Origin of the sequence: Streptomyces sp. CB02261 (genome assembly GCF_001905665.1) — a bacterium.
Classification (GTDB): Bacteria; Actinomycetota; Actinomycetes; order Streptomycetales; family Streptomycetaceae; genus Streptomyces.
Genome location: NZ_LIVX01000003.1, coordinates 175,356 through 199,462, shown reverse-complemented (window position 1 = coordinate 199,462; position 24,107 = coordinate 175,356). Strand labels below are relative to the sequence as shown.

Annotated in this window: 26 protein-coding genes and 1 pseudogene; 18 read left to right on the top strand and 9 right to left on the bottom strand. The window is 72.0% G+C overall.

From position 1 onward, the window contains the following. Position 1 precedes the first annotated feature (1 nt). Positions 2 to 166 carry a hypothetical protein gene (locus AMK29_RS36345; RefSeq protein ID WP_158071306.1) on the top strand — a complete coding sequence of 55 codons (165 nt, stop codon included), beginning with the start codon at positions 2 to 4 and terminating at the stop codon, positions 164 to 166. A gap of 103 nt (positions 167 to 269) precedes the next feature. On the opposite strand, the gene AMK29_RS11060 is transcribed toward AMK29_RS36345, so the two are convergent. Continuing rightward, a complete protein-coding gene (locus AMK29_RS11060) occupies positions 270 to 1,226 on the bottom strand; it encodes a diacylglycerol kinase (protein WP_241845281.1) in 957 nt (318 codons plus the stop codon). 142 nt (positions 1,227 to 1,368) lie between these two features. On the opposite strand from AMK29_RS11060, the gene AMK29_RS11055 reads away from it, so the two are divergent. Next, on the top strand, positions 1,369 to 2,652 hold the full coding sequence (locus AMK29_RS11055; RefSeq protein WP_073811210.1) for an adenylosuccinate synthase: 1,284 nt from the start codon (positions 1,369 to 1,371) through the stop codon (positions 2,650 to 2,652). 92 nt (positions 2,653 to 2,744) lie between these two features. Here the strand turns inward: AMK29_RS11055 and AMK29_RS11050 are convergent, their stop codons facing one another. Next, a complete protein-coding gene (locus tag AMK29_RS11050; protein WP_073811208.1) occupies positions 2,745 to 3,575 on the bottom strand; it encodes an oxidoreductase in 831 nt (276 codons plus the stop codon). A gap of 93 nt (positions 3,576 to 3,668) precedes the next feature. Here AMK29_RS11050 and AMK29_RS11045 point away from each other — a divergent pair, with 93 nt between their 5' ends. Continuing rightward, positions 3,669 to 4,583, top strand: a complete 915-nt coding sequence (locus AMK29_RS11045; protein WP_382615835.1) for a LysR family transcriptional regulator — start codon at positions 3,669 to 3,671, stop codon at positions 4,581 to 4,583. Here AMK29_RS11045 and AMK29_RS11040 read toward each other — a convergent pair. Then, on the bottom strand, positions 4,571 to 6,514 hold the full coding sequence (locus AMK29_RS11040; RefSeq protein ID WP_073811206.1) for a serine/threonine-protein kinase: 1,944 nt from the start codon (positions 6,512 to 6,514) through the stop codon (positions 4,571 to 4,573). The two genes, AMK29_RS11045 and AMK29_RS11040, sit on opposite strands and share 13 nt — an antisense overlap. Positions 6,515 to 6,540: 26 nt before the next feature. Then, the gene (locus AMK29_RS11035) at positions 6,541 to 8,079 is read right to left on the bottom strand and encodes a PstS family phosphate ABC transporter substrate-binding protein (RefSeq protein WP_073811204.1); all 1,539 of its coding nucleotides are present in this window, start codon (positions 8,077 to 8,079) and stop codon (positions 6,541 to 6,543) included. Between the two features lie 157 nt (positions 8,080 to 8,236). Between AMK29_RS11035 and AMK29_RS11030 the strand changes: the two genes are divergently transcribed. Both AMK29_RS11030 and AMK29_RS11025 read left to right on the top strand, forming a co-directional pair. Beyond that, a complete protein-coding gene (locus tag AMK29_RS11030; protein ID WP_073811202.1) occupies positions 8,237 to 9,178 on the top strand; it encodes an NADP-dependent oxidoreductase in 942 nt (313 codons plus the stop codon). Positions 9,179 to 9,354: 176 nt separating this feature from the next. Beyond that, complete coding sequence (locus AMK29_RS11025) at positions 9,355 to 10,245, top strand: glycoside hydrolase family 19 protein (RefSeq protein ID WP_073811200.1); 891 nt, start codon at positions 9,355 to 9,357, stop codon at positions 10,243 to 10,245. On the opposite strand, the gene AMK29_RS11020 is transcribed toward AMK29_RS11025, so the two are convergent. Together AMK29_RS11020 and AMK29_RS11015 are read right to left on the bottom strand one after the other, a co-directional pair. Next, positions 10,246 to 10,437 carry a DUF397 domain-containing protein gene (locus tag AMK29_RS11020; protein WP_073811199.1) on the bottom strand — a complete coding sequence of 64 codons (192 nt, stop codon included), beginning with the start codon at positions 10,435 to 10,437 and terminating at the stop codon, positions 10,246 to 10,248. It abuts the gene before it with no gap. Then, the gene (locus AMK29_RS11015) at positions 10,434 to 11,270 is read right to left on the bottom strand and encodes a helix-turn-helix domain-containing protein (protein ID WP_073811197.1); all 837 of its coding nucleotides are present in this window, start codon (positions 11,268 to 11,270) and stop codon (positions 10,434 to 10,436) included. The genes AMK29_RS11020 and AMK29_RS11015 overlap by 4 nt, the downstream gene beginning before the upstream one ends. A 156-nt stretch (positions 11,271 to 11,426) precedes the next feature. Between AMK29_RS11015 and AMK29_RS11010 the strand changes: the two genes are divergently transcribed. The 3 genes and pseudogenes from AMK29_RS11010 to AMK29_RS11005 all read left to right on the top strand — a co-directional run bounded on the left by AMK29_RS11010 (position 11,427) and on the right by AMK29_RS11005 (position 12,544). After that, positions 11,427 to 11,837, top strand: a complete 411-nt coding sequence (locus AMK29_RS11010; RefSeq protein WP_073811195.1) for a hypothetical protein — start codon at positions 11,427 to 11,429, stop codon at positions 11,835 to 11,837. 38 nt (positions 11,838 to 11,875) lie between these two features. Beyond that, positions 11,876 to 11,941, top strand: a pseudogene (locus AMK29_RS37775) (VapC toxin family PIN domain ribonuclease); the annotation flags it as partial. Between the two features lie 90 nt (positions 11,942 to 12,031). Beyond that, positions 12,032 to 12,544, top strand: coding sequence for a VOC family protein (locus AMK29_RS11005; RefSeq protein ID WP_073811193.1), 513 nt, complete (start codon positions 12,032 to 12,034; stop codon positions 12,542 to 12,544). Here the strand turns inward: AMK29_RS11005 and AMK29_RS11000 are convergent. Both AMK29_RS11000 and AMK29_RS10995 read right to left on the bottom strand, forming a co-directional pair. Beyond that, positions 12,474 to 12,980 (bottom strand): MarR family winged helix-turn-helix transcriptional regulator, encoded by a 507-nt coding sequence (locus AMK29_RS11000; RefSeq protein WP_107422564.1) that lies wholly within the window; start codon positions 12,978 to 12,980, stop codon positions 12,474 to 12,476. The genes AMK29_RS11005 and AMK29_RS11000 overlap by 71 nt on opposite strands. After that, complete coding sequence (locus tag AMK29_RS10995) at positions 12,977 to 13,582, bottom strand: DJ-1/PfpI family protein (protein WP_073811191.1); 606 nt, start codon at positions 13,580 to 13,582, stop codon at positions 12,977 to 12,979. The genes AMK29_RS11000 and AMK29_RS10995 overlap by 4 nt, the downstream gene beginning before the upstream one ends. Before the next feature lie 133 nt (positions 13,583 to 13,715). On the opposite strand from AMK29_RS10995, the gene AMK29_RS10990 reads away from it, so the two are divergent. The 3 genes from AMK29_RS10990 to AMK29_RS10980 all read left to right on the top strand — a co-directional run bounded on the left by AMK29_RS10990 (position 13,716) and on the right by AMK29_RS10980 (position 16,658). Beyond that, positions 13,716 to 15,080, top strand: a complete 1,365-nt coding sequence (locus AMK29_RS10990; protein ID WP_073811189.1) for an aspartate aminotransferase family protein — start codon at positions 13,716 to 13,718, stop codon at positions 15,078 to 15,080. Positions 15,081 to 15,150: 70 nt separating this feature from the next. Continuing rightward, the gene (locus AMK29_RS10985) at positions 15,151 to 15,861 is read left to right on the top strand and encodes a GntR family transcriptional regulator (RefSeq protein WP_073811187.1); all 711 of its coding nucleotides are present in this window, start codon (positions 15,151 to 15,153) and stop codon (positions 15,859 to 15,861) included. 146 nt (positions 15,862 to 16,007) lie between these two features. After that, positions 16,008 to 16,658, top strand: a complete 651-nt coding sequence (locus tag AMK29_RS10980; RefSeq protein WP_073811184.1) for a hypothetical protein — start codon at positions 16,008 to 16,010, stop codon at positions 16,656 to 16,658. Between the two features lie 27 nt (positions 16,659 to 16,685). Here the strand turns inward: AMK29_RS10980 and AMK29_RS10975 are convergent, their stop codons facing one another. Further along, positions 16,686 to 17,393 (bottom strand): SLATT domain-containing protein, encoded by a 708-nt coding sequence (locus AMK29_RS10975; RefSeq protein WP_241845325.1) that lies wholly within the window; start codon positions 17,391 to 17,393, stop codon positions 16,686 to 16,688. A 268-nt stretch (positions 17,394 to 17,661) separates the two neighbouring features. Here AMK29_RS10975 and AMK29_RS10970 point away from each other — a divergent pair, with 268 nt between their 5' ends. The 7 genes from AMK29_RS10970 (at position 17,662) to AMK29_RS10940 (ending at position 24,065) form a co-directional block, all read left to right on the top strand. Beyond that, the gene (locus AMK29_RS10970; protein ID WP_073811180.1) at positions 17,662 to 17,997 is read left to right on the top strand and encodes a YbaB/EbfC family nucleoid-associated protein; all 336 of its coding nucleotides are present in this window, start codon (positions 17,662 to 17,664) and stop codon (positions 17,995 to 17,997) included. 128 nt (positions 17,998 to 18,125) lie between these two features. After that, positions 18,126 to 18,725, top strand: a complete 600-nt coding sequence (recR, locus tag AMK29_RS10965; RefSeq protein ID WP_073811178.1) for a recombination mediator RecR — start codon at positions 18,126 to 18,128, stop codon at positions 18,723 to 18,725. A 35-nt stretch (positions 18,726 to 18,760) separates the two neighbouring features. After that, the gene (locus tag AMK29_RS10960; protein WP_073811176.1) at positions 18,761 to 19,423 is read left to right on the top strand and encodes a DUF5063 domain-containing protein; all 663 of its coding nucleotides are present in this window, start codon (positions 18,761 to 18,763) and stop codon (positions 19,421 to 19,423) included. Positions 19,424 to 19,563: 140 nt separating this feature from the next. Next, on the top strand, positions 19,564 to 20,835 hold the full coding sequence (locus tag AMK29_RS10955; RefSeq protein ID WP_073811174.1) for an aspartate kinase: 1,272 nt from the start codon (positions 19,564 to 19,566) through the stop codon (positions 20,833 to 20,835). After that, positions 20,832 to 21,890 (top strand): aspartate-semialdehyde dehydrogenase, encoded by a 1,059-nt coding sequence (locus tag AMK29_RS10950; protein ID WP_073811170.1) that lies wholly within the window; start codon positions 20,832 to 20,834, stop codon positions 21,888 to 21,890. Before AMK29_RS10955 ends, AMK29_RS10950 begins: the two co-directional genes overlap by 4 nt. A 259-nt stretch (positions 21,891 to 22,149) precedes the next feature. Further along, positions 22,150 to 22,881, top strand: coding sequence for a SigE family RNA polymerase sigma factor (locus AMK29_RS10945; protein WP_073811168.1), 732 nt, complete (start codon positions 22,150 to 22,152; stop codon positions 22,879 to 22,881). Then, positions 22,878 to 24,065: a hypothetical protein gene (locus tag AMK29_RS10940; RefSeq protein ID WP_073811166.1), complete on the top strand. Its 1,188-nt coding sequence runs from the start codon at positions 22,878 to 22,880 to the stop codon at positions 24,063 to 24,065. The genes AMK29_RS10945 and AMK29_RS10940 overlap by 4 nt, the downstream gene beginning before the upstream one ends. Positions 24,066 to 24,107: the final 42 nt, after the last annotated feature.

The window sequence follows — 24,107 nt, the reverse complement described above, 5'->3', positions numbered from 1 at the left end:
CGTGAAGGTCGTCGTCGCGGACAAGGGCCCGCAGACCGTGCCGTGCGACGGGGTACCGGCGTCGCGGCGCGTCGAGAAGGCGTCGGCGCAGCTGCCGATCGACATCACCCCGGCGACCGGAGCCGCCGGCATGGTCGCGTGGCGGATCGTCTCGCTTCCGACGTGAGCACCTCCGTCGTGCAGGAACATCACGTCAGCGGGTCCCGGCGGCCTGGCCCCACCTGGCCCGTCGTGGTCAGACCCTCCGAGCCCCAGGCAGAGGCCCCCGCCTACGAGGCCTCGCGACCCGACTCCTGAGGCCGGCCGTCCCGCCGACCGGCCGGAGACTCCCGCCGACCGGCCGGAGACTCCCGCCGACCGGCCGGAGTCTCCCTCAGGCCGGCTGCAGTCTCCCGCAGGACGGCCGGGGCCTCCCGCCGCTCGGCCGCCGTGTCCCGGGGCAGGACGAGTCCCCACGCCCCCGCCCTGACCGTCCACGTCCGGCGGCGGACCGGGCCCGTGAGGCGGCCGTCCGCGCGGTAGCGGAAGTCCGGGCCCGAGACCGTGAGGACGTCGGCCGTGGCCTGCCGGGCCGGGGCGGACCAGGGGCGGACGGTCACCTCGGCCGTTCCGGCGACCGAGCGGACCGTCAGGCTCTCCAGCGGGGTGCCGACATCGCTGAGCAGCACCCCGTCCGCCTCCACCCGCAGCCGGTGGGTGCGGCCGACGAGACCCGCAGGGGCCGGGCGGACCAGGGTGCGGACCAGGGAGCGGCAGGTGCCCCAGACGGACGGGGCCGCCGAGGACGGCGCGGGGGCGGCGGGCACCAGGAGGTCGCCGAGGACGACCCCGTCGCTGTCGTCGACGAGCAGGTCCAGCGGCCGAGCCGCCCCGTCGAGGACCGCACGGGCCGCCGCCGGGGTGGAGCGCGGCACGCCGAGGGCGTGGGCGATTTCCAGGGCGTCGGGAGGCCCGATCGGGACGAGGGAGAGGGCGGCCCCGGACAGCTCCCGGTCCCGGTGGAGGAGCGCCACCGTCCGCAGCAGGGCACGGTCGTCCCCGAGCACCACGAGGCGCCGGGAACCCCTCCGGGCCAGGGCCCGGGAGAATTCCTCCGGAGTGCCCGGCAGGCAGATCTTCGCCTCCGCGCCCGCGGACAGCACATCCTTCGCGATCCGTACGGACTCGCCGTCACTTCGGCGGGCGACCGGGTCGACGATGACCAGCAGCTGGTCGTGATCCGACACCTCGGTCCTTCCTCGGGTAGCATCTTTGTGCAAGAGCCCCTTGCGCTATTGCGCCAGGGGCTTCGTCTATTCCGGGGCACACCGGTGAGGCGGCGTATGCCCCTGACCTTGGACATGCCCCACCCGGAAGGGGTGTACGCCTGTGCCCGCACTTGTGCTGCTCGGTGCTCAGTGGGGTGACGAGGGCAAGGGAAAGGCCACCGACCTCCTCGGTGGATCCGTTGACTATGTAGTGCGTTACCAGGGCGGCAACAACGCCGGCCACACCGTCGTCGTCGGCGACCAGAAGTACGCGCTGCATCTTCTCCCTTCCGGAATCCTCTCGCCGGGGTGTACCCCGGTGATCGGAAACGGTGTCGTCGTCGACCCGGCGGTCCTGCTCTCCGAGCTGAGCGGGCTGAACGAGCGAGGCGTCGACACGTCGAAGCTCCTGATCAGCGGCAATGCTCACCTGATCACCCCGTACAACGTCACCCTCGACAAGGTGACGGAACGGTTCCTCGGCAAGCGCAAGATCGGCACCACGGGCCGTGGCATCGGTCCCACGTACGCCGACAAGATCAACCGCGTCGGCATCCGCGTCCAGGACCTGTACGACGAGTCGATCCTCACCCAGAAGGTGGAGGCGGCGCTGGAGGGCAAGAACCAGCTGCTCGCCAAGCTGTACAACCGCCGCGCCATCGACGCCGCGCAGATCGTCGAGGAGATGCTCCAGTACGCGGAGCAGATCAAGCCGTTCGTCGCGGACACCACCCTCATCCTCAACAACGCGCTCGACGAGGACAAGGTCGTTCTCTTCGAGGGCGGCCAGGGCACGCTCCTGGACGTAGACCACGGCACGTACCCCTTCGTCACCTCCTCGAACCCGACCGCGGGCGGCGCCTGCACCGGCGCCGGCGTGGGCCCGACGAAGATCAGCCGGGTCATCGGCATCCTCAAGGCGTACACGACCCGTGTCGGCGCCGGTCCGTTCCCGACGGAGCTGTTCGACGCGGACGGCGAGGCGCTGCGCCGCATCGGCGGCGAGCGGGGCGTCACCACCGGCCGTGACCGTCGCTGCGGCTGGTTCGACGCGGTCATCGCGCGGTACGCGACCCGGGTCAACGGCCTGACCGACTTCTTCCTGACGAAGCTCGACGTGCTGACGGGCTGGGAGCAGATCCCGGTCTGCGTCGCGTACGAGATCGACGGCAAGCGCGTCGAGGAGCTGCCGTACTCGCAGACCGACTTCCACCACGCGAAGCCGATCTACGAGATGCTGCCGGGCTGGTCCGAGGACATCTCCAAGGCGAAGACCTTCGCGGACCTGCCGAAGAACGCGCAGGCCTACGTGAAGGCGCTGGAGGAGATGTCGGGCGCGCCGATCTCGGCGATCGGCGTCGGCCCCGGCCGCACGGAGACGATCGAGATCAACTCGTTCCTGTAGGCGGTACGCCCGAGGGCCCGCACCCCCGTTCGTCGGGGTGCGGGCCCTCGGCCTGTCCCTGCTGACGCCCCGACGGGCGCGCCGGTCCGGTCCTACCCGTCCAGCTTCGTGTCCCGGCCGACCTTCTCCCAGGCGGCCAGGTCGGCGCGAACCTGGTCCAGGTGGCCCAGGATCGTGTCGATCGAGTCGTCCCCGAGGGCGAGGCGCAGCGGGGTCTCCTCCGCGTCCAGGGCCGCGAGGACCGCCTGCGCCGCCTTGGCCGGGTCGCCGGCCTGCGTGCCGCCGCCCGTCTCCACGTACGTCCGGGTCGCGCCGACCGTGTCCGTGTAGTCCGCGATGCCGTCCCCGCTCAGGCTGTGGTTGCCGAAGAGGCTGGTGCGGAACGCGCCCGGCTCCACGATCAGGACGTCGATGCCGAGCGGGCGGACCTCCGCCGCCAGCGCCTCCGACATGCCCTCCAGCGCGAACTTGGTCGCGCTGTACGCGCCGAAGCCCGCCATCGACATCTGCCCGCCGACACTGCTGAGCTGCACGATCGCCCCCGAGCGGCGGGCCCGCATGTGGGGCAGGACCGCGCGGGTCAGGGCGGCCGGGCCGAAGACGTGCACGTCGAAGAGGGACCGCAGCTCGGCGTCGTCCGTCTCCTCGACCGAACCGACGTGCGTCCGGCCCGCGTTGTTGACGAGGACGTCGACGCGCCCGTGCCGCTCGACGACCTCCGCGACGACCCGGTCGACCGCCGCCGTGTCGGTGACGTCCAGCGCGACCGGGTCCACCTGGTCCGGGTGGGCGGCGACCAGGTCGTCCAGGCTCGACACGCGGCGGGCCGCCGCGACGACCACGTCGCCGGCCGCGACGGCCGCCTCGGTGAACGCCCGCCCGAAACCGCTGTTGGCGCCCGTGATCAGCCAGACCTTGCCCATGTCCGTACTCCCTCGTCGTGTGTGGTCCGTGGCGTGACACAACAAGCCTGCGTCGCAATGGCGTTGGCCGTCCAAGACCTGTCGTGATAACCCATGGGCATGACGATCACCGACGTCCACGGACGGGATCTGCGCTCCTTCCTCGCCGTGGCCGAGGAGCTGCACTTCACCCGCGCCGCCGAGCGGCTGTACGTCTCACAGCCCGCGCTCAGCAAGCAGATACGCGCCCTGGAACGCCTCCTCGGCGCACCCCTCTTCGACCGCGACCGGCAGGGCGTCGCCCTCACCCCCGTCGGTACGGCTCTGCTGCCGCACGCCCGGGCCGTGCTCGCCGCATGGGAGGCGGGCCACGAGGCCGTACGGCGCGCCCGCGAGGCCGCCGACGGCACCCTGGTCGTCGGGATGAGCACGAGCCCCGGGCGCGGCGGTCTGCTGCCCGCGATCCGCTCCCGGTTCACCGAGGCCCACCCGGAGGCCCGGCTGAAGCTGCGCCACGTGGGGTGGGAGGATCCGACGGCCGGGCTCGCCGACGGGGTGAGCGACGTCGCCTTCGTCTGGCTTCCGCTGATCGGCGCGGACCGCTTCCGCTGGGTCGTCGTGGCCGCCGAACCCCGGCTCGTCGCCCTGCCCGAGAGCCACCCCCTCGCCACGCGTGAGCGGCTGGACTTCGCGGACCTCCTCGACGAGCCGTTCCTCGCCCTGCCGGACAGCGGTCCCGAACTGCGCGACCACTGGCTGGCCCTGGACGCCCGGGGCGGCCGCCCGCCGGTCATCGGCGGGGAGATCGCCAGCGCCGACGAGACGTACGAGGCGCTCGTCGGCGGGCTCGGCATCTGTCTGGTCGCGGCCGGCAACGCGCCGCTGCTCACCCGTGGCGGCGTCGTCACCCGTCCCGTCGACGGCGTCACGCCCAGCCGGTTCGCCCTCGCCTGGCGCGCGGACGACACCCGCCCTCTGGTCCACGCCTATGCCCGCGCCGCGGCCGGGCGGGGGGTTCAGGAGCGGTAGTACTCGTTCGGTTCGCCGTCGAGCATCGGGTAGACGAGCAGCCGGTCCTTGCCCTTCAGCTTGTCGACGGCCATGTAGCCGGACAGGCCCTCCTGGCACTCGCGGTCCCAGGCGTTGGTGTCCCGGGTGGCCGGGCCGATGATCAGCAGGTTGCCGACTCCCGCGAGGACGGCCGTGGTGCCGCAGGACCAGTCCTCGGAGGTCGGCACGCCGTCGACGATGCGCGGGTACCCGTTGATGACGCTGACCACGGGTGCGCCGACCGGGCCCTGGGTGATCGTCACCTGGGAGGTGTACCGGTCGTCGTTCTCGCCGTAGATCTCGGGCGCCGGGATGCGCGACCAGCGGCCGAGGAAGCGGGCGGGGACCACCTCGGTGCCGGTGGGGGCCTTGCGGAAGGTGGCCTTCGCGGCGCCCGAGGTCCACTCCAGGACGTCGGGGGAGCGCAGGGTGAGGGTCTGGTGGGCGGCGGGGGTGCAGCGCTGCGCGGGCACGCTGGTCGTCACGTCGGACTCGCCGAGGACGACCTTGTCCTCGTCGGCCGAGACGAGCCGGGACCGGCCCATGCACAGCCGGTTCTCGGTGACCTGGACGTAGACGGCGTTCTTGGCGCCGGCCGCGCCCTGGGAGATCTCGATCCGGGTGGTCTCCCTCGGGTGGTCGGGGGAACCCTGGAGGATGCCCTCCCAGGCGCCGAGGAAGGCGGCCGGGACGATCCCCGCGGGCCGGGCGGAGACGCTGCCGGTGTCGCCCTTCGCCTTGTTCCGCTGCGCGTCGCGGCCGGTGTCCGGGTCGGGCCAGAAGGTGTACGTGAGACCGGCCGTGGCCGCCACCGCGAGGGCCACGAGGCCGGCGACGAGGGCGGTGCGGCCCCGGCGCCGTACGGGCGGCTGCGGAGCCGTGGAGGCGGTGGACGGCGGGGGAGGCGGCGGGGTCGGATCCCCGGAGGCGAGGCCTCCGGTGGCGCCGCCGCCGGCCCCGGCCGACCCGGCCACGACGGACCCGGCCCCCGACCGCGCCCCCGTCGCCGTCACGGCCTCCGTCTCCGCCTCCAGGAGGCGCGCCGCGTGCCGGCCCAGGCGGGCCAGGACGTCCGCCGGCAGCCAGGGGTCCGGCACCGGCAGCGTCTCCGCGATCTCGGCGGCCGAGGGGCGGTTCGCGGCGTCCTTGGCGAGGCAGGCCCGGATGAGGCCGGACAGCTCGGGCGCGAGATCCGTCAGGTCGGGCTCGTCGTGGGCGATGCGGAACATGGTGGCGTGGACACCGCTGTCCGCCGTACCGAAGGGGGAGCGGCCGGTCGCCGCGTACGCGAGGACCGAGCCGAGGCAGAAGATGTCCGACGCGGGCGTGAGGTGCTCGCCGCGCACCTGCTCCGGTGACATGAAGCCGGGCGAGCCGACGACCGCCCCGGTGCTGGTGAGGTTGCCGCCGTCGGCGACCGTGTCGACGGCGCGGGCGATGCCGAAGTCGATGATCCGGGGCCCGTCGACCGTGAGCAGCACGTTGGACGGCTTGAGGTCGCGGTGCACGAGCCCGGCGCTGTGGATGTGGACGAGGGCGCGGGCGAGCCCGGCGGCCAGGGCCTTCACGGTCGCGGCCGGCAGCGGCCCGAACTCGTCGCCGACCACGACCCGCAGCGACGGCCCGGCCACGTACCCGATCGCCACCCACGGCGCGTCGGCGGCGGTGTCCGAGCCGAGTACGGGCGCCGTGCCCGTCCCGCCGACCCGCTCCAGGGCGGCGACCTCGCGGGCGAACCGGCGCCGGAACTCGTCCTGGGCCGCCAGCTCGGCGTGCACCACCTTCACCGCGACGGTCCGGCCGCCGGCCGAGCGCGCGAGGAACACCCGGCCCATCCCGCCGACGCCGAGGCGGCCGAGCAGACGGAACGGGCCGATGCTGACCGGGTCTTCCGCGTTCAATGGGTCCACGTCGAAAGAGGATGCCAGACCCGGCGTCAGCCGTCTCCGCAGATCCGCAGCCCTTTCGGGGTGGCGCAGGGCAGGTGGCCGTGGGCGCGGATGACGTCCTGGCCGCTGCCCCGGGTCAGATAGGTGAGGAAGCTGGAGGTCAGCGAGTCGGCCGCGGGCTGGCCCCAGGTGTAGGCGTACTCGATCTCCCGGTACGGGTAGCTCGACGCGCCCGTCTCGTCGAGGACGGCCCCGCGTCCGTCGACGGTCACCCGGTGCAGGCCCTTCAGGCCCGTGCCGGAGCGGAGTTCGGTGTAGCCGATGGCTCCGGGAAGCCGGGCGACGGTGGACAGGACCTGTTCGGTGGAGTCGAGTTCGCAGCGGATGACCTTCGACTCGGGGTCGTCGAGGGTCTGGCAGTCCCGGGAGGAGTGGGCCGGTTCGTTGCGGCCGAGGACCCGGCGCTGGAAGACCTCGCGCGTACCGGAGTTGGCATCGCGGCTGACGAGCAGCACGGGCTGGTCCAGGCTGGGCACGAGGGTGTTCCAGCGGGTGATGTCGCCCCGGTAGAGGCGGCGGATCTGGTCCAGGGTCAGGTCGTCGACGGGGACCGAGTCGTTGAGGACGAGGGTGAAGAGGGAGACGGCGACCATGCTCTCCCGCAGCTGCGGGTAGCCGCCGGGCTTGCGCCCGTCGGAGAGCGCGATGACGGCGGGGGAGCCCTTGCCCGCCTTCGCCCCGGCGGCGGCCAGTTCCCGGATCCCGGCGTTCGAGCCGTGGGCGTCGACGATCACCGTCGAGCCCTCGCAGTCCTTCTCGTACGCCGTGGCGACCTTGCGCAGGGCGGGTGCGAAGGCCGTCGAGCCGGTGACGGTGAGGGTTCCCCGGGCGCAGCCGATCGGCGGCGGGGTCTGCTCCCTGACGATGATCGAGGCGAGGACCATCACGCAGGCGGTGAGGATGATGGTGACGTTGCGGGCCGTCGGGCTGAACCGGGCCGCCTTCTCGTCGGGGGTGGTGCTCCTGTTGCGCCGGACGGAGCCGCCCTGGAGGGTTCCCTCGATCTTGATGTCCTTGTCGGCGACCCGGCCGGAGAGCTGCACGAGCAGCTTGAAGTACTGGCCGCGTTCCAGGGCCACCTTGGGGACGAGGACCGCGCTGCCGTTCCGGCCCAGCCTGGGCGTGCGCTCCAGGTCGTCCCGGATCGAGACCCAGCCTGCCGGGACGGTGGCGACGACACCCTCGACCTCCCGCTCACCGAAGGTGATCCTCAGCCCGTGCGGGTGGGCGGCGGGCCCGTAGTCCTCGCCGCTGATGTCGAGGTCCCGGTCGTTCTCGATGCGGAGGAGCACGAGGGTGGACTCGTTGGCGGGCGGGGCCATCCCGAGGACCTGGCCCTCCCGCACCGTCATGACCTCGCTGTCCCGGCTCTGCTCCCGGTGGAGTGGGGTGTTGAGCTGGACGCGGTAGCCGAGCCGCTTGCGCTGCGGGGAGATCCGGTCGATCCAGACGACCGCGACCGAGACCAGGACGCCGAGGAGCGCCGTCCCGAGGGCGATGACGTTCTCCGCCGTTATCCACTCCATGGCCGGGACGGTACGGACGTCTGTACGAACGCGGGGGTGGTGTAGCGGGCGTCCACTTGGACTTCTCCGTTCGTTCAGGTGGACGGGCCGAGGTTGCCGGGGGTGTGGAGCGTGGGTGTAATGGCGACGAGGGGGCCTTCCGGCTGAGGAGTACCCGATGCGTGTCGTCGAAGTGATCGCCTACGGCGGACCCGAGGTCCTCAGGATGGGCCGCCGGCCCGAACCGGAGGCCGGGGACGTCCCAGGGCGGGTGCGGGTGCGCCTGAAGGCCGCCGGGGTGAACCAGGCCGACCTGCGGATCCGCGCCGGCCTGTACGCCGACTCGGTCGGCGACCTCAAGCCGCCGTTCGTCCTCGGGACGGACTTCGCGGGCAAGCTGCTCGACCCCGTGCCCGGGATGGCGCCCGGCACCCGTGTGGCCGGATTCATGCCCTGGTACGAGGAGCTGACGGGCGAGGGCACGTACGCGGAGATCATCCGGGTCGCCCCCGAATGGCTGGCCCCGATCCCGGACGACGTCGAGTTCACCGTGGCCGCGTCCGTACCGCTGGCCTCGGCGACCGCCCTGGAGGGCCTCGACCGGCTCAGGCTCCAGCCGGGCGCGTCGCTGCTGGTGACCGGTGCGAGCGGGGTGGTGGGCCGGCTGGCGGTGCAGTACGCCCACGCGGCCGGGCTGCGGGTGGTGGCCGTCGCCCACGAGGGCGACGAGCAGGAGCTGCGGGTCCTCGGCGCGGACCACGTCGTCACGCGCGGCACACCGGAGGAGGTGGTCGCGCGGGTGATCGAGGGCGATCCCTACCGGGTGGACGGGGTCTTCGACGGGGCGCTCGTCGGTGAGGGGCTCCTCCCGGCGGTGAAGGACGGCGGCGTCTTCGTCGCCCTCGCGCCGGACCGGGTCCCGGTCGGCGAGCGGAACATCCGCGTGGAGACGGTCCGGGCCAGGCCGGACGCGGCCCGCCTGAAGGAGACCCTGGAGAAGGTGGAGGCCCGGGAGCTGATCACCCGGGTGGCCGACGTCATGCCCCTCGAATCGGTCGCGGAGGCGCACCGCAGGGCGGAGGCGGGACACCGGCCCGGTCGGATCGTGCTGCTGATCTGAGCCGGGGCTCCGCGCTTCCGCGGGGCACTGGCCGAAAGAAGCCGCGTGTGGTCGAAGAGCGACCCGCGCGGCTTTTTCCTGCCCGATACGAGTTTTGGTCTAGACCTTGACAGGTTCAGACCAATCGCGCTTCGCTGTGGCTTCCCCGTCCCGGCCCCACCCGGAAGGAAGCACGCATGCTGCGCAAGTTGGTCACTCTGCTGGCCGCGCTCTGTACGGCCGTCGGACTCGCCGTACTCCTCCCCGCCGCATCCGCCGGAGCCGCCCCGGCCTGCGTCGGCGCCTGGAACTCCGGCAGCGTCTACACCGGCGGCATGACCGCCTCGTACAACGGCCACAACTGGTACGCGAAGTGGTGGACGCAGAACGAGCGCCCCGGCACCACCGACGTCTGGCGCGACGAGGGCGTCTGCGGCACGGGCGGCGGCGGAGGCACCCCGGACCCGTCCGGATTCGTCGTCTCCGAGGCCCAGTTCAACCAGATGTTCCCGAACAGGAACCCCTTCTACACGTACGCGGGCCTCACCGCCGCCCTCAAGTCCTACCCCGCCTTCGCCACCACCGGCGGCGACACGGTGAAGAAGCAGGAGGCCGCGGCCTTCCTCGCGAACGTCTCCCACGAGACCGGCGGCCTCGTCCACATCGTCGAGCAGAACACCGCCAACTACCCGCACTACTGCGACTGGGGCCAGCCCTACGGCTGCCCGGCCGGCCAGGCCGCCTACTACGGCCGCGGGCCCATCCAGCTCTCCTGGAACTTCAACTACAAGGCCGCCGGTGACGCCCTCGGCATCGATCTGCTCAACAACCCCTGGCGCGTCGAGCGCGAGCCGGCCGTCGCCATGATGACGGGCCTCTGGTACTGGAACACCCAGAACGGCCCCGGCACGATGACCGCCCACAACGCCATGGTCAACGGCGCCGGCTTCGGCCAGACCATCCGCTCCATCAACGGCTCGCTGGAGTGCGACGGGAAGAACCCGGCCCAGGTCCAGAGCCGGGTCACCAAGTACCAGCAGTTCACCCAGATCCTGGGCGTCCCCACCGGGGCGAACCTGTACTGCTGATCAGCCCTGCCAGCCGAGGAACGAGGTCCAGGCGGCGGGCCCCACGACGAACGTGGGCCCGTCACCGACCTTGGAGTCACGGAGGTGGACGGCGCGGGGGGCGGCGACCTGGTCGAAGGCCACTTCGACGCAGTTCCCGCCACTGCTGTCGCTGTAGCTGGACTTGAACCAGTGCAGGGTGTTGTCGTTCATCTCCGTACTCCCGCCAACTCCTCGATGAGCCCCAGCGACCTGCGCGGATCCAGGGCCTGTGCTCGGATCTTCGCATACTGCTGCACGTGGGCACTTACCTTCGCCCGGTCGGTGATCAGCAGGCTTTCCCGCTGGATCTCCAGATAGGTCACGCGGTCATGGGCCGGTGTCTCAATGATGTTCAGATCCCCTCGGTCACCCGCGTACTCACCCCCCAACCCCGCATCCAGCGGAAGCACCTGAAGGTTCACGTTCCTCCGCCGCGCGCACTCCGCCAGATACACCAGCTGCTCCCGCATGATCTCCTCGCTCCCGATCGGCCGCCGCAGCACCGACTCGTCCAGGATCAGTTCGATCTCGCACACCTGCTTCCGGTCGAACAGCGCCTTCCGTGCCATCCGGGCGACGACCAGCTCCTCGACCCGTTCCGGCGAGGGCTCCGGGTGGCCGCCCGCGATCAGCGCCCGGGCGTAGGCCTCCGTCTGGAAGAGGCCGTGGACCACGTGGTTCGCGTACAGCCACAGCGCCACCGCCTTCTGTTCGATCGGCGCGTACCCGCGGAACTGCTCCGGCAGCTTCTCCAGCCGTACGAGCTCCCGCATCTCCTCGAAGACGCCCGTCCCGCCGCCCAGGGCACGTTCGAGCTGCGTCAGCATCTCGTCGCTCACCGGGTGGATCAGCCGCTCCATCGCGCTGATCGCCGCGCCCGTGAAGCCCATCTGCGTCCCCAGCTGGTCCTGCGTCAGGCCCCGCTTCACGCGCATTCTCTTCGCCACCGAAGCCGCCATCCGCGCCGCCGGCCCCGTCGATTCCCTGCTTTCCACTCGCGCCATCCGCGATCCCCATTCGAACTCAACCGATCTCAACCGGTCTCAACCGCTCCCCGCCGAATTCGACTGCCCACAAGGGTGTTGGCGCAGGTCAAAGGGTTGTCGACGCGCCCTCCGCAGTCGTGGAAAACGCTAGCGCCGACGCGGGAACATGTCCCCGTGAATGAAGAGAATCGGGAAGTAAACGCGGATTGGATTCCGGTTTCCGGATTCCAGCTCCGCAAGGCCGGGGTGCAATTCGACGCCGTCCGCGTCGACGGCGACGAGGGGCGGCGGCTCGCCGACCGGATGGAGGTCCTCACCGGGGGCGACCCCGGCCCCGTCGTCATCGAGGCGAACGGGCGGCGCGGGGTCTACTTCCTGGTGCCGCCGGGCTCGACCGCCCGCAAGTCGTGGCCGCGCGGGGTGACCCGGCTCAACGCCGGGCCCGCCCACGTCAGCTTCGTGCCGGTGCCCGCCCTGACCGGCCGGACCTGGCCGCTGGCGTGGCGGTTCCCGCCGACGAGCCCGGACAGGTTCGTCCATCCGCTGCTCCTGCGCAGCGTGGTGTCCGAGCTGCTGGCCGGGTGAAGGGAGGCCGCCGGCGAGGCCCTTCAGGCCGCCGGGCCGACCGGCGCGACTTCCGTGCCGTGCGTCCGCCCGGCAGGCACAAGGCGTTCCGGGTGCTGCCCGACGTTCCCTCCCCTCTGAACGGCGCGAACCGTTTTCGGCGCGCCCGGGGATCGAGGCCAGGAACTGGCCTATACGCGACCTAGGTTCGCCCCATGAGCGACAACGAAGCGGTCAAGGCCGTCCCGGACGGCTACACCACCGTCACGCCCTGGGTCATCGGACACGACACGGCAGGGCTCATCGACTATCTGGTGCGGGCGTTCGGCGCCGAGGAGCTGGGGCGGTTCGTCATGGACGACGGCACCATCGGGCACGCGGAGCTGCGGATCGGCACCGGGCACCTCATGGCCTTCGACAGCCCGCCGGGCTGGGAGGCGACGCCCGCGTTCATCCGGCTGTACGTGGAGGACGCGGAGGCCGTGCACCGGCGGGCGGTCGAGGCGGGCGGCACCTCCGTGACGGAGGTGACGCACCTGTTCTTCGGCGACGAGGTCGGCCGGGTCCGCGACCCGTACGGGAACCTGTGGTGGATCCAGACGCACATCGAGGACGTCTCCGAGGAGGAGATGGCCCGGCGGCTGACCGACCCCGAGTTCACCCGGGCGATGGAGTACGTGTCGGGGGCGCTGCGGGGGGGTCCTGGGGGTCCGGCCGCCGCTCGCTGATCCGCTCCAGGGCCGCCGAGAGCCGGTCCAGGACCCGTACCGTCTCGTCGAAGGCCTCCTGGCCGCCCAGCTCCCGCAGGAGTTCGGCGGCCAGCTCCGCGTGGCCGGGGTCGATCCGCCGGACGGCGGCCCGGCCCGCCTCGGTGGGGGCGAGGAGCTTGGCGCGGCGGTGGGCCGGGTTCGGCTCGTACGCGGCCAGGCCCTCCCGGACGAGCAGGTCCGCGATCCGCTGGACGCTCTGCCGGGTGATGCCCATGACCCGGGCGATCCCGGCGACCGGGAGGGGCTCCGGGAGGACGGCGCCGAGGACCTGCCACCAGGCGGCGGTCAGGCCCGCCGGCTCGGCCAGCTTCTCGGAGACGGCGAGGAACTGGCCGTTGAGGCGGAAGACGCCGAGGGCCGTGCGGGAGAGGGCGTCCTGCTGCGCGCGGCTCACGCGTTCAGCTCTTCGAAGGCCGCCGGGTCCGAGTCGTGGAAGAGGCGGTACCAGGCGTCCCGCTTGCCCTCGTAGGCGCCGAGGCGGGCGAAGATCTCGCGGGCGAAGGCGACCGGCTCCGTCGGACCCGCCGTGATCAGGTCCCCGTCCCGCACCGCGTCCGCGTCGACGTAGTGGTCACCGCCCTTGCAGCCGGTGGCGGCCAGGTAGAACGAGACCGCGCTCGTGTGCGGACGGTCGTCGAGCAGGCCCTCCTTGGCGAGTCCGGCCGTGGCCCCGCAGATCGCGGCGACCGGGACGCCGGCGGCGAGGAAGGCGCGGGCCTTGGCGGTGAAGGGGGCGAGCTCGTCGCCCTCGTCGTACTTCTCGGCGCCCGGGAGGATCAGGAGGGCGCTGTCCTCGGGGCGGAGGTCGGCGAGCGCGAGGTCGGGCACGATCCGGATGCCGGCGATCGTGGTGACGGGCTCTCCGGCGACCGGACCGACGGTCCTGATCGTGTACCCGGCGCGGGCGAGCCACGCCGTGGCGTGGCCGGTCTCCCAGTCGGCGAGCGTGTCGTAGACGGCGAGGTGAACGGTCCTGGTGTCAGTCTCGGTACCCATGACAGAAGACTGTCATGATGACAGCATGCTGTCAATAGGGGTCCGCGGTGGAACAAGGTGTCGCGTCCGCCCCGGTCTCGGTGGACAAGATGGCCATGGCCCGCCCCACCTGCGTTTCCTTACCCTCGACCGCATGACCCCTCATGTCATCGAACCCGATCCCCAGGCCGGCGCCGCCGTCAAGGCAGCCGACCGGGCGCACGTCTTCCACTCCTGGTCCGCCCAGGGCCTGATCGACCCGCTCGCCGTCGCCGGCGCCGAGGGTTCGTACTTCTGGGACTACGACGGAAACCGCTACCTCGACTTCTCCAGCGGCCTCGTCTACACGAACATCGGCTACCAGCACCCGCGCGTGGTGGCGGCCATCCAGGAGCAGGCCGGGAAGCTCGCCACCTTCGCGCCCTCCTTCGCCGTCGACGTCCGCTCCGAGGCCGCACGCCTCATCGCCGAGCGCACCCCGGGCGACCTGGACAAGATCTTCTTCACCAACGGCGGCGCCGAGGCCGTCGAGAACGCCGTCCGCATGGCCCGGCTGCACACCGGCCGTACGAAGGTGCTCTCCGCCTACCGCTCGTACCACGGCGCCACCTCCACCGCGATCAACCTGACCGGTGACCCGCGCCGCTGGCCCTCCGACACCGCCTCCGCCGGTGTCGTGCACTTCTGGGCACCGTTCCTCTACCGCTCGCCCTTCTACTCCACCACCGAGGCGGAGGAGAGCGCGCGGGCCCTCCAGCACCTGGAGGACACGATCGCCTTCGAGGGTCCCGCGACCGTCGCCGCGATCATCCTGGAGACCGTGCCCGGCACCGCCGGCATCATGACCCCGCCGCCCGGCTACCTCGCCGGCGTACGCGAGATCTGCGACAAGTACGGCATCGTCTTCATCCTCGACGAGGTCATGGCCGGCTTCGGCCGCACGGGCAAGTGGTTCGCCGCCGACAACTTCGACGTCGTGCCCGACCTGATCACCTTCGCGAAGGGCGTGAACTCCGGCTACGTGCCGCTCGGCGGCGTCGCCATCAACGCGGAGATCGCCGCGACCTTCGACAAGCGGCCCTACCCGGGCGGCATGACCTACTCGGGTCACCCGCTGGCCTGCGCCGCCGCCGTCGCCACCATCCAGGTGATGGAGGACGAGAAGGTCGTCGAGAACGCGGCCCGCATCGGCGAGACCGTCCTCGGCCCCGGCCTGCGCGAGCTCGCCGAGCGCCACCCGTCGGTCGGCGACGTGCGCGGCCTGGGCGTCTTCTGGGCGATCGAACTGGTCAAGGACCGCGAGACGCGCGAGCCGCTCGTCCCGTACAACGCGGCCGGCGAGGCCAACGCGCCGATGGCCGCCTTCGGCGCCGCGGCGAAGAAGAACGGCCTGTGGCCCTTCGTCAACATGAACCGCGCCCACGCCGTCCCCGCCTGCAACGTCTCCGAGGCCGAGGTCAAGGAGGGCCTCGCCGCCCTCGACGCGGCACTCTCCGTGGCCGACGAGCACACCGCGTAACCGCCGTACCGGAGAGCTTCCCTCCGTCTGGACTAGGGTGTCCGCAGCCGGACGGAGGGGGCCGACGAAGATGCCCGCGAGCGGAGCTGTCACCCGCAACACCTTGCGACAGCAGATCGCGGACGCGCTGCGTGACGAGGTGCTCGCGGGCCGTCTCCAGCCCGGCGAGGAATTCACCGTCAAGCAGATCGCCGAGCAGTACGGAGTGTCCGCAACACCCGTGCGGGAAGCCCTCGTCGACCTCTGCGCGCAGGGCCTCCTCGACTCCGACCAGCACCGCGGCTTCCGCGTCCACGAGTACTCGGTCGACGACTACCGGCGCATGGTCGAGGCCCGGATGCTCGTCGTCGACGGCATCTTCCGCCGCCACGCGCCCGCGATGCCCCCGCCCCCCGCCGCCGGCGCGGGACCCGAGCACGGGATCGGCGTCGCGCTCGTCTCCGTACGGCGCCGCGGCGAGGCGGCGGCCCGCGCGGCCCGCGCCGGGGACCTCGACATCCTCATCGGGTACGACATCCGCTACTGGCGCGAACTGGGCCGCCTGGTCGCCGCCAACGACTACATCGCCGACTTCCTGCACCGCCTCCGCGTCCAGGCCTGGGTCTTCTCCGTGCCCTACCTCCGCTCCGAGCGGGACATGCTGGGCTGGCTGTGGAGCGGCCACGTGGACCTGGTCGACGCCATCACGCGCGGCGACGCCGAAGCGGCCGTCACGGTCGTGCGGGATTACCACGCGCACTCCCTGGAGTGGGCCGACCGGCTGGAGCGGCGGGGAGGTTGAGGGCGGGCCTCCGGGGGCAGGTCCACAGCGGGTGGACGGTGCCTGTGGGGCGCCGACTAACCTGGCCGTCCCTGCAAACGTCCTGCGACTGTCCCGCGCGTGTCCCCCGCACACGTCCCCCGCAACTGACGGAGAGCGAGCCTCCCTTGGCCTGTGACCTGTGGCTGGTCCCCCTCGTCGACGTGCTGTGCCACAGCCCCGACAACCCCTTCGCCGAAGAGATCGCCGCGTACGACGCCGTGCTCACCGCGTCCGGTCTGCCGACCGTGCCCGTCTACGCGTACATGCCGGGACTCTCCGGCGACGTCGCCCCGGTCGCCGGCTTCGACTACGAGGCCCTGCACTTCCTGCGGCGCGCCTACCTCCTCCAGATGTGCGGGCTGCCGGTCGAGCCGGTCGGCGAGCTCGGCGGGGACTACGAACAGCTCCTGGAGATGTTCGAGGCGACCGCCCAGCAGTCGCACCTCGTCTGGCACTACGACCACGCGGGCGCGTACGTGCCGGTCGACTTCCCGGTGCCGCTCGCCAGCGACGAGCTCCTGGAGGGCGGCGGCCCGCTCGGCTCCTCGTACGGCCTGCTGCGCGAGCTCCAGTACGTGGCGCCCTCGATCGGCATCGACCCGGCGAACCCGCCGGCGGCCCCCGTACCGCCGGAGCGGCCCACCACCCTGGAGGAGCCGGCCGTGCCGGTCCCGCTGGACGGGGGCCCCTTCGCGCGGGAGCGGCACGTGTGGCTGGGACTGCACGCGGCGGCGACCCGGAGCCTGGCCCAGGGCTCGATGATCATCCTGAGCTGAGCCGTGCCCCCGGTACCCCCGGGGGCCTCAGCGGGCCTCCGGGGGGCGCTGGCGCGGCATGTTCGGACGGGTGCCGGGCGGCAGCGGGAAGCGGCCCGAGGGGTGGGGGCTCTCCGCCCCCCTGGCGGACACCACGCCGACCGACTGGAGCGCCAGCGGCGCCGGACCCGAGCGGAACTCGACCATCCAGTCGGCCGTCTCCGCCCGTACGAGCTCCGTCACGTCCTCCGAGAAGCGGCGCAGCACCCCGAGACATCGCTCGGCCGCCTCGCTGGCGGTGCCCTCCGTGGGGCCGAGCACCTCCCGGACGCTCTCCGAGGCCCAGTCGAACTGCAGCGCCTGGAGTCTCCGCTGCACGGCCTGGGCGGTCGCCACGTCCCTCATCCAGCCGGTCGTCAGACCGAAGTACCGGTCGCAGGCCAGGCAGGCGGCACCGAGCAGCAGCGACAGGTAACCCAGGCCCGCGGCGCCCTTCACGACCCCGGTCAGGTCGAGGAGGGGCAGGGCGGCGCCGGCGATCACACCGGCGGCCGTGCCGATGCGCAGGATCCTGGCGCAGAGGCGCTTGCGGACACGGTCGGAGAGGTACCACTCGACGGTGCGCAGGGCATGGGACTCCACCCAGCGGTACAGCTCGTCGAGCCGCTCGGCGGGCTCGCCCCAGTCGCCCAGGGGGAACGGCGTACCGGTCAGATCGCGGTGGACGTCTCCCCCGGGGGGTCCCGGTGGCTGCATCTCCGGCTGCTGGCTCACCGGGGGACTCCTCTGTTCAGCTCAGCGCTCGTGTCCTTCTGTGACGTGCGGTGCACGTGGTGCCTGCCCTTCCTACCGCCGAATGGTGGGCGACGGGCCCGGAATCCCAGGATTTCCGCCCGCAAGAGCGTCTTGATCAGGTAGAGGAGCCCGCAGTTTCTCACTCGAAAGAGTGGTGGAGGCAGGGCGGGCGGGGACCACGTAGGCTCGGCGTACCGACATACGGACGTACCGAACCTCAGGAGTGACCGTGATTCCCGGTGGTGGTCAGCCCAACATGCAGCAGCTTCTCCAGCAGGCCCAGAAGATGCAGCAGGACCTCGCCCGCGCCCAGGAGGAGCTCGCGGCGACCGAGGTCGACGGTCAGGCGGGCGGCGGCCTGGTCAAGGCGACCGTGACGGGCTCCGGCGAGCTGCGCGGCCTGGTGATCGACCCCAAGGCGGTGGATCCGGAGGACACGGAGACGCTCGCCGACCTGATCGTGGCGGCCGTCCAGGCCGCCAACGAGAACGCGCAGCAGCTCCAGCAGGCCAAGCTCGGCCCCCTGGCCCAGGGCATGGGCGGCATGCCGGGCCTCGGCTTCTGAGACCCCGGCCCGCGGCCCTCCGGGGCCCCGGGGACCCCGGGCTTCCGAGGCCCGGGGTCCCTTGGGCTTCTACGGGCCGCCCGCAGCTACTACCGTAAGAATCAAGCACTCCCTTGGAAGGGCGTTCCGTGTACGAAGGCGTGGTGCAGGACCTCATCGACGAACTGGGCAGGCTGCCCGGCGTCGGTCCCAAGAGCGCGCAGCGGATCGCCTTCCATGTCCTCCAGGCCGAGCCGACCGACGTCAGGCGGCTCGCGCACGCGCTCCTGGAGGTCAAGGAGAAGGTCAGGTTCTGCGCGATCTGCGGCAACGTGGCCCAGCAGGAGCAGTGCAACATCTGCCGGGACCCGCGCCGCGACCTGACCGTCATCTGCGTCGTCGAGGAGCCGAAGGACGTCGTGGCGATCGAGCGGACGCGCGAGTTCCGGGGGCGGTACCACGTCCTCGGCGGCGCGATCAGCCCGATCGAGGGCGTCGGCCCGGACGACCTGCGCATCCGCGAGCTGCTCGCGCGGCTCGCCGACGGCACCGTCACGGAGCTGATCCTCGCGACCGACCCGAACCTGGAGGGCGAGGCCACCGCGACCTACCTGGCGCGGATGATCAAGCCCATGGGTCTGAAGGTCACCCGGCTCGCCAGCGGCCTCCCGGTCGGCGGCGATCTGGAGTACGCCGACGAGGTGACGCTCGGCCGTGCCTTCGAGGGACGGAGGCTGCTAGATGTATGACGACCGGGCCGGCGCGCTCTCAGGGAGGCTCCTCGATGTCTGACCCCACGCTGCACGCGATCACGCAGAACCCCGACGACTTCGCCGTCCAGATCGCCGACTCCATCGAGAGCTTCATCGTCGCGACCACCGAGGTCGCCAAGGGCGACGAGCCGGACAGCGCGGTGCCGTTCCTGCTCCTGGAGATCTCGCAGCTGCTCCTCGCGGGCGGCCGGCTCGGCGCGCACGAGGACATCGTCCCGGACGAGCGGTACGAGACCGACACGGGCCCCGAGCCCGACGTGGACGACCTCCGCGAGCGGTTCGCCGTGCTCCTCGACCCGGTCGACGTGTTCTCCGAGGTCTTCGACCCGTACGAGCCCCGCAAGGCCCCGGTCCCGGCCCGGATCTCCGACAACCTGGCCGACATCGTCACCGACCTGCGGCACGGCCTCGCCCACTACCGGGCGGGCCGGACCAGCGAGGCGCTGTGGTGGTGGCAGTTCTCCTACTTCTCCAACTGGGGCCCGACCGCGTCGGCCACCCTCCGCGCCCTCCAGTCCCTCGTCGCCCACGTCCGCCTCGACCAGCCCCTCGCGGCCCTCGACGGCCTCGACATCGACGAGGACATCACCGAGGACGACCTCGCCGAGGAGGCGGGCCGCGTCATGGTCCAGGAGATCGGCGCGCCGCTGGGGATGCGCCCGCTCAGGAAGTAGCGCACCGCGCCGGAGGCCCGGATGATCAGCCAGTGAGCGCCGCGTCTCAGCATTCGATATCACAGAGGGGTTCGCAGGTCCCTCGTTAGACTGAGGCGATCGCAGCGCCGGCTGCGGCACACACTGAGCGAGGAGCGCACGTGGGCCTTGTCGTGCAGAAGTACGGAGGCTCCTCCGTTGCCGATGCCGAAGGCATCAAGCGCGTCGCCAAGCGAATCGTGGACGCCAAGAAGAACGGCCACCAGGTGGTCGTCGTGGTTTCCGCGATGGGCGACACGACGGACGAGTTGATCGATCTCGCCGAGCAGGTATCCCCGATCCCTGCCGGGCGTGAGTTCGACATGCTGCTGACCGCCGGAGAGCGGATCTCCATGGCCCTGCTGGCCATGGCGATCAAAAACCTGGGCCACGAGGCCCAGTCGTTCACGGGCAGCCAGGCCGGTGTCATCACCGACTCCGTCCACAACAAAGCGCGCATCATCGATGTCACGCCGGGCCGGATCCGCACCGCCCTCGACGAGGGCAACATCGCCATCGTCGCCGGTTTCCAGGGTGTGTCCCAGGACAAGAAGGACATCACCACGCTGGGCCGTGGCGGTTCCGACACCACCGCCGTGGCGCTGGCGGCCGCGCTCGACGCCGAGGTCTGTGAGATCTACACCGACGTCGACGGTGTGTTCACGGCCGACCCGCGCGTCGTGAAGAAGGCGAAGAAGATCGACTGGATCTCCTTCGAGGACATGCTGGAGCTCGCCGCCTCCGGCTCCAAGGTGCTGCTGCACCGGTGCGTCGAGTACGCGCGTCGCTACAACATCCCGATCCACGTCCGCTCGTCCTTCTCGGGGCTGCAGGGCACGTGGGTCAGCAACGAGCCACAAGGGGACCGCAAGGTGGAGCAGGCCATCATCTCGGGCGTCGCCCACGACACCTCCGAGGCGAAGATCACCGTCGTCGGCGTGCCGGACAAGCCGGGCGAGGCCGCGGCCATCTTCCGGGCCGTCGCGGACGCCGAGATCAACATCGACATGATCGTGCAGAACGTGTCCGCGGCCTCCACCGGCCTCACGGACATCTCCTTCACCCTCCCCAAGGCCGAGGGCCGCAAGGCCATCGACGCCCTGGAGAAGGCGAAGACCGCGATCGGCTTCGAGTCGCTGCGGTACGACGACCAGATCGGCAAGATCTCCCTGGTCGGCGCCGGCATGAAGACCAACCCGGGGGTCACCGCGGACTTCTTCCGCGCGCTCTCCGACGCCGGTGTGAACATCGAGCTGATCTCGACGTCCGAGATCCGCATCTCCGTCGTCACCCGCGCCGACGACGTCAACGAGGCCGTGCGCGCCGTCCACTCGGCCTTCGGCCTGGACAGCGACTCGGACGAGGCCGTCGTCTATGGAGGCACCGGCCGATGACGCCGAAGCCGACGCTCGCGGTCGTCGGTGCGACCGGAGCCGTCGGCTCGGTGATGCTCCAGATGCTCACGCACCACGCGGACGTCTGGGGCGAGATACGCCTCCTCTCCTCCCCGCGTTCGGCGGGCCGCAAGGCCGCCGTGCGCGGGGTGGAGTGCGAGATCCTCGCGCTGGACGAGGAGGCCCTCGAAGGCGTCGACCTCGCGCTCTTCCTGGTGCCCGAGGCGGTCGCCGCGCACTGGGCGCCCATCGCCGCGGCCAAGGGCGCCGTCGTCGTCGACACCTCCGCCGCCTTCCGGGCGGACCCCGACGTCCCCCTCGTGGTCCCCGAGACCAACCCGCACGCGGCGCGCGTACGGCCCCGGGGCATCGTCGCGAGCCCCGGCTGCACCACCCTCGCCCTGATCGTCGCCGTGGGCGCCCTCCACGCCCAGTTCGGGCTCACCGAACTCGTCGTCACCGCCCAGCAGGCAGCAGGCGGCGCCGGTGCCGGACAGGCGGGCGTCGACGCGCTCCGGGGCCAGCTCGGCCTGGTGGCCGCCGACGGCGACCTGGGCACCCAACCCGGTGACCTGCGGCGGGCCGTGGGCGAGAACACCGGCCCCTTCCCCGGGCCCCTCGCCGCCAACGTCCTGCCCTGGTCGGGCACCCCGGGCGCCGACGGGGCCTCCTCGGAGGAGGAGCGCGTACGGGACGAGACCCGACGGGTGCTCGGACTGCCCATGCTGCGGGTCTCCGCCACCTGCCTGCGGGTGCCCGTCATCACCGGCCACTCCGTCTCCGTGCACGCCCGCTTCGAGCGCCCCGTGCCCGTCGGGCGCGCGCACGAGATCCTGGCGACCTCGCCGGGGGTCGTGCTGTACGACGACCCCGGCGCGGGCGACTTCCCCACCCCCGCCGACGTCGTCGGCACCGACCCCGCCTGGGTGGGGCGGGTACGGCGCTCCCTCGACGACGAGCGCGCCCTCGATTTCTTCGTCTGCGTGGACAATCTCCGCAAGGGTGCGGCGCTGAACGCGCTTCAGATCGCGGAATCTGTTGTCCCGGCTTTGTAGGATCTGTGTACGTCCTGTGAGCAAATACGCGTCAGATACCTCTTGAACTGCGGTGATTCCGTGGTTGACGATGCTCTTCCCCCTTGCTGCAACCAGTAGTTGGGTGGAGGCGTCTCTGCGTTCGCCACGGTCGTGGGAGCGGACACGCTGTGAGGGCGGGGCATCGGGGAGAACGGTTACGGATGAGGACAGACGACGCACCGTCGAAAAGGGTGACGCACGCGTACAACCCTGACGGGGGGAAGCGTGTCCAACATGCGTGGCTGAGCTACTCGACATCGCGACCATCGCCCCGCTGCGCGGCGCGGGCACGGCGGTGCTCCCCGCGCGGAGCGTCGCAGTCGTCCCCGTACGCGCCTCCGCGGCGGCCGCCCCGTACCGGCGCCCGCGCGCTCTCGGCGGCATGCCGGTGATCGCCCCCGTGCCCACCGGATCCCGCGCCGGCTCCATGGACGGCATCCCGTCGCCCCGGGCGAGCGCCGAGAGCGCCCCCGCCGCCGGCACCACCGTCGACCACCTCACCGAGACCTACCGCGCCCACTACCGGTCGCTGCTCGGACTCGCCGCGCTGCTCCTCGACGACACGGCCTCCTGCGAGGACGTCGTCCAGGAGGCGTTCATCCGCGTCCACTCGGCCCGCAAGCGGGTGCGCGAGCCCGAGAAGACGCTCGCCTACCTGCGCCAGACCGTCGTGAACCTCTCCCGGTCCGCGCTGCGCCGCCGCATCCTCGGCCTCAAGCTGCTGTCCAAGCCGATGCCGGACATGGCCAGCGCGGAGGAGGGCGCGTACGACCAGCTGGAGCGCGAGGACCTGATCAAGGCCATGCGCGGGCTCCAGCGGCGCCAGCGCGAGGTGCTCGCCCTGCGGTACTTCTCCGACATGACCGAGGCGCAGGTCGCCGAGGCGCTCGGGATATCGCTGGGTTCGGTGAAGGCATACGGTTCGCGGGGCATCGCGGCGCTGCGCGTCGCCATGGGAGCGACGTCATGAGCGAGGCGATCGGCAAGGACGGCGGACGTGACGCCGGAGAAGAACGTGACGACCTGAGTGGACAGCGCATGGTGAACATCGAGCCCGGCGAGGGCGACGGCGACGAGGAACTGGCGCTGCGGCGGCTGTTCCAGAGCGCCGTGTCCGGCCTCGAACCGTCCCACGGTTCGCTCGAACACCTGCACCGCGCCGTGCCCGCGCGGCGGGCCCGGAAGCGGCAGGCCATCGTGGGCGCGGCCGCCGCGGCGGTCCTCATCGGGACGGCGGTGCCGGCCTTCGTGCACGTCGCCGCGTCGGGCGGCGTCTCCGCCGCCGGCAACCCGGTGAACGCGGGCCACGGCGAGGAGGCCCAGGGCGGCACCGGCGCCGAGACCGGCGTCGAGGGCGGTCAGAGCGCGACGGGCCCCGCGACCACCGTGTCCCCGTCCCCGGGTGAGGCGGAAGGTGCCTCCGGCACGCCGCAGCGGCCCGGCACCGGCGCGGTCGGCGGCGGCCCCCGGCAGACGCAGGGCACGGACACCGGCTCCGTGCCGCGGTGCAGGGCCGACCAGCTCGTCATCAGCTCCGCCGGGGCCGGCGGGCCCGACGGCGAGGGAAAGGTGCACGGCTCCTTCCGCATCGCCAACTACTCCGGCCGTGCCTGTGTCGTCGACGGCAGCGGGGTCTTCAGCTTCGAGGCCCGCGGCGCCGCCGACCCCTCGCGGATCTCGGTGGTCCGGCACACCTCGGGCGACGGCGGCAGCGGGCTGCCCGACCCCTCGCAGGAGTCGTCCTCGCTCGTCCTGCGGCCGAGCGGCTCCTACCAGGTGAAGTTCGTCTGGGTACCCAGCGAGACCTGCCCGACGAGCGGCGGCGAGCCCACCCCGACGGATCCGGTGGAGCCCACCGAGCCGCCGACCACACCGCCCCCGACGGACCCCCCGCCGACGGAGCCGACGACCGACCCCGACCCCAGCGAGGGCTCGGGCGCGGGCGGCACCGGCACCGGACCGGACACCGGCGGGGAGGCGGGCACGGGCGCGGAGGCGGAAGCCGGCGCGGCACCCCAGCTGCTCCGTGAGGACGGCCCGGCGGACGGCAGCGTCCTGGTCACCCACGTCGCCGAACCGGGCGGTCCGGCGGCGTCGGCGACCATCTCCAACGCCTGCGCGGGCACCCTCTACCGGACCGGCCTCCTGTCCTGAGGCCGCGAGCCCCTGGGCCGGGAGGCTCAGGGGCGGAAGGCT

Coding starts and splice junctions, on each gene's coding strand:
- AMK29_RS10960 (WP_073811176.1), top strand. CDS start 18,761: ATGTCTGACCCCACGCTGCACGCGATCACGCAGAACCCCGACGACTTC.
- AMK29_RS11045 (WP_382615835.1), top strand. CDS start 3,669: ATGGGCATGACGATCACCGACGTCCACGGACGGGATCTGCGCTCCTTC.
- AMK29_RS11005 (WP_073811193.1), top strand. CDS start 12,032: ATGAGCGACAACGAAGCGGTCAAGGCCGTCCCGGACGGCTACACCACC.
- AMK29_RS10985 (WP_073811187.1), top strand. CDS start 15,151: ATGCCCGCGAGCGGAGCTGTCACCCGCAACACCTTGCGACAGCAGATC.
- AMK29_RS10950 (WP_073811170.1), top strand. CDS start 20,832: ATGACGCCGAAGCCGACGCTCGCGGTCGTCGGTGCGACCGGAGCCGTC.
- AMK29_RS10995 (WP_073811191.1), bottom strand. CDS start 13,582: ATGGGTACCGAGACTGACACCAGGACCGTTCACCTCGCCGTCTACGAC.
- AMK29_RS11050 (WP_073811208.1), bottom strand. CDS start 3,575: ATGGGCAAGGTCTGGCTGATCACGGGCGCCAACAGCGGTTTCGGGCGG.
- AMK29_RS11030 (WP_073811202.1), top strand. CDS start 8,237: ATGCGTGTCGTCGAAGTGATCGCCTACGGCGGACCCGAGGTCCTCAGG.
- AMK29_RS10940 (WP_073811166.1), top strand. CDS start 22,878: ATGAGCGAGGCGATCGGCAAGGACGGCGGACGTGACGCCGGAGAAGAA.
- AMK29_RS10975 (WP_241845325.1), bottom strand. CDS start 17,393: ATGCAGCCACCGGGACCCCCCGGGGGAGACGTCCACCGCGATCTGACC.
- AMK29_RS11020 (WP_073811199.1), bottom strand. CDS start 10,437: ATGAACGACAACACCCTGCACTGGTTCAAGTCCAGCTACAGCGACAGC.
- AMK29_RS11015 (WP_073811197.1), bottom strand. CDS start 11,270: ATGGCGCGAGTGGAAAGCAGGGAATCGACGGGGCCGGCGGCGCGGATG.
- AMK29_RS11035 (WP_073811204.1), bottom strand. CDS start 8,079: ATGGAGTGGATAACGGCGGAGAACGTCATCGCCCTCGGGACGGCGCTC.
- AMK29_RS10990 (WP_073811189.1), top strand. CDS start 13,716: ATGACCCCTCATGTCATCGAACCCGATCCCCAGGCCGGCGCCGCCGTC.
- AMK29_RS11025 (WP_073811200.1), top strand. CDS start 9,355: ATGCTGCGCAAGTTGGTCACTCTGCTGGCCGCGCTCTGTACGGCCGTC.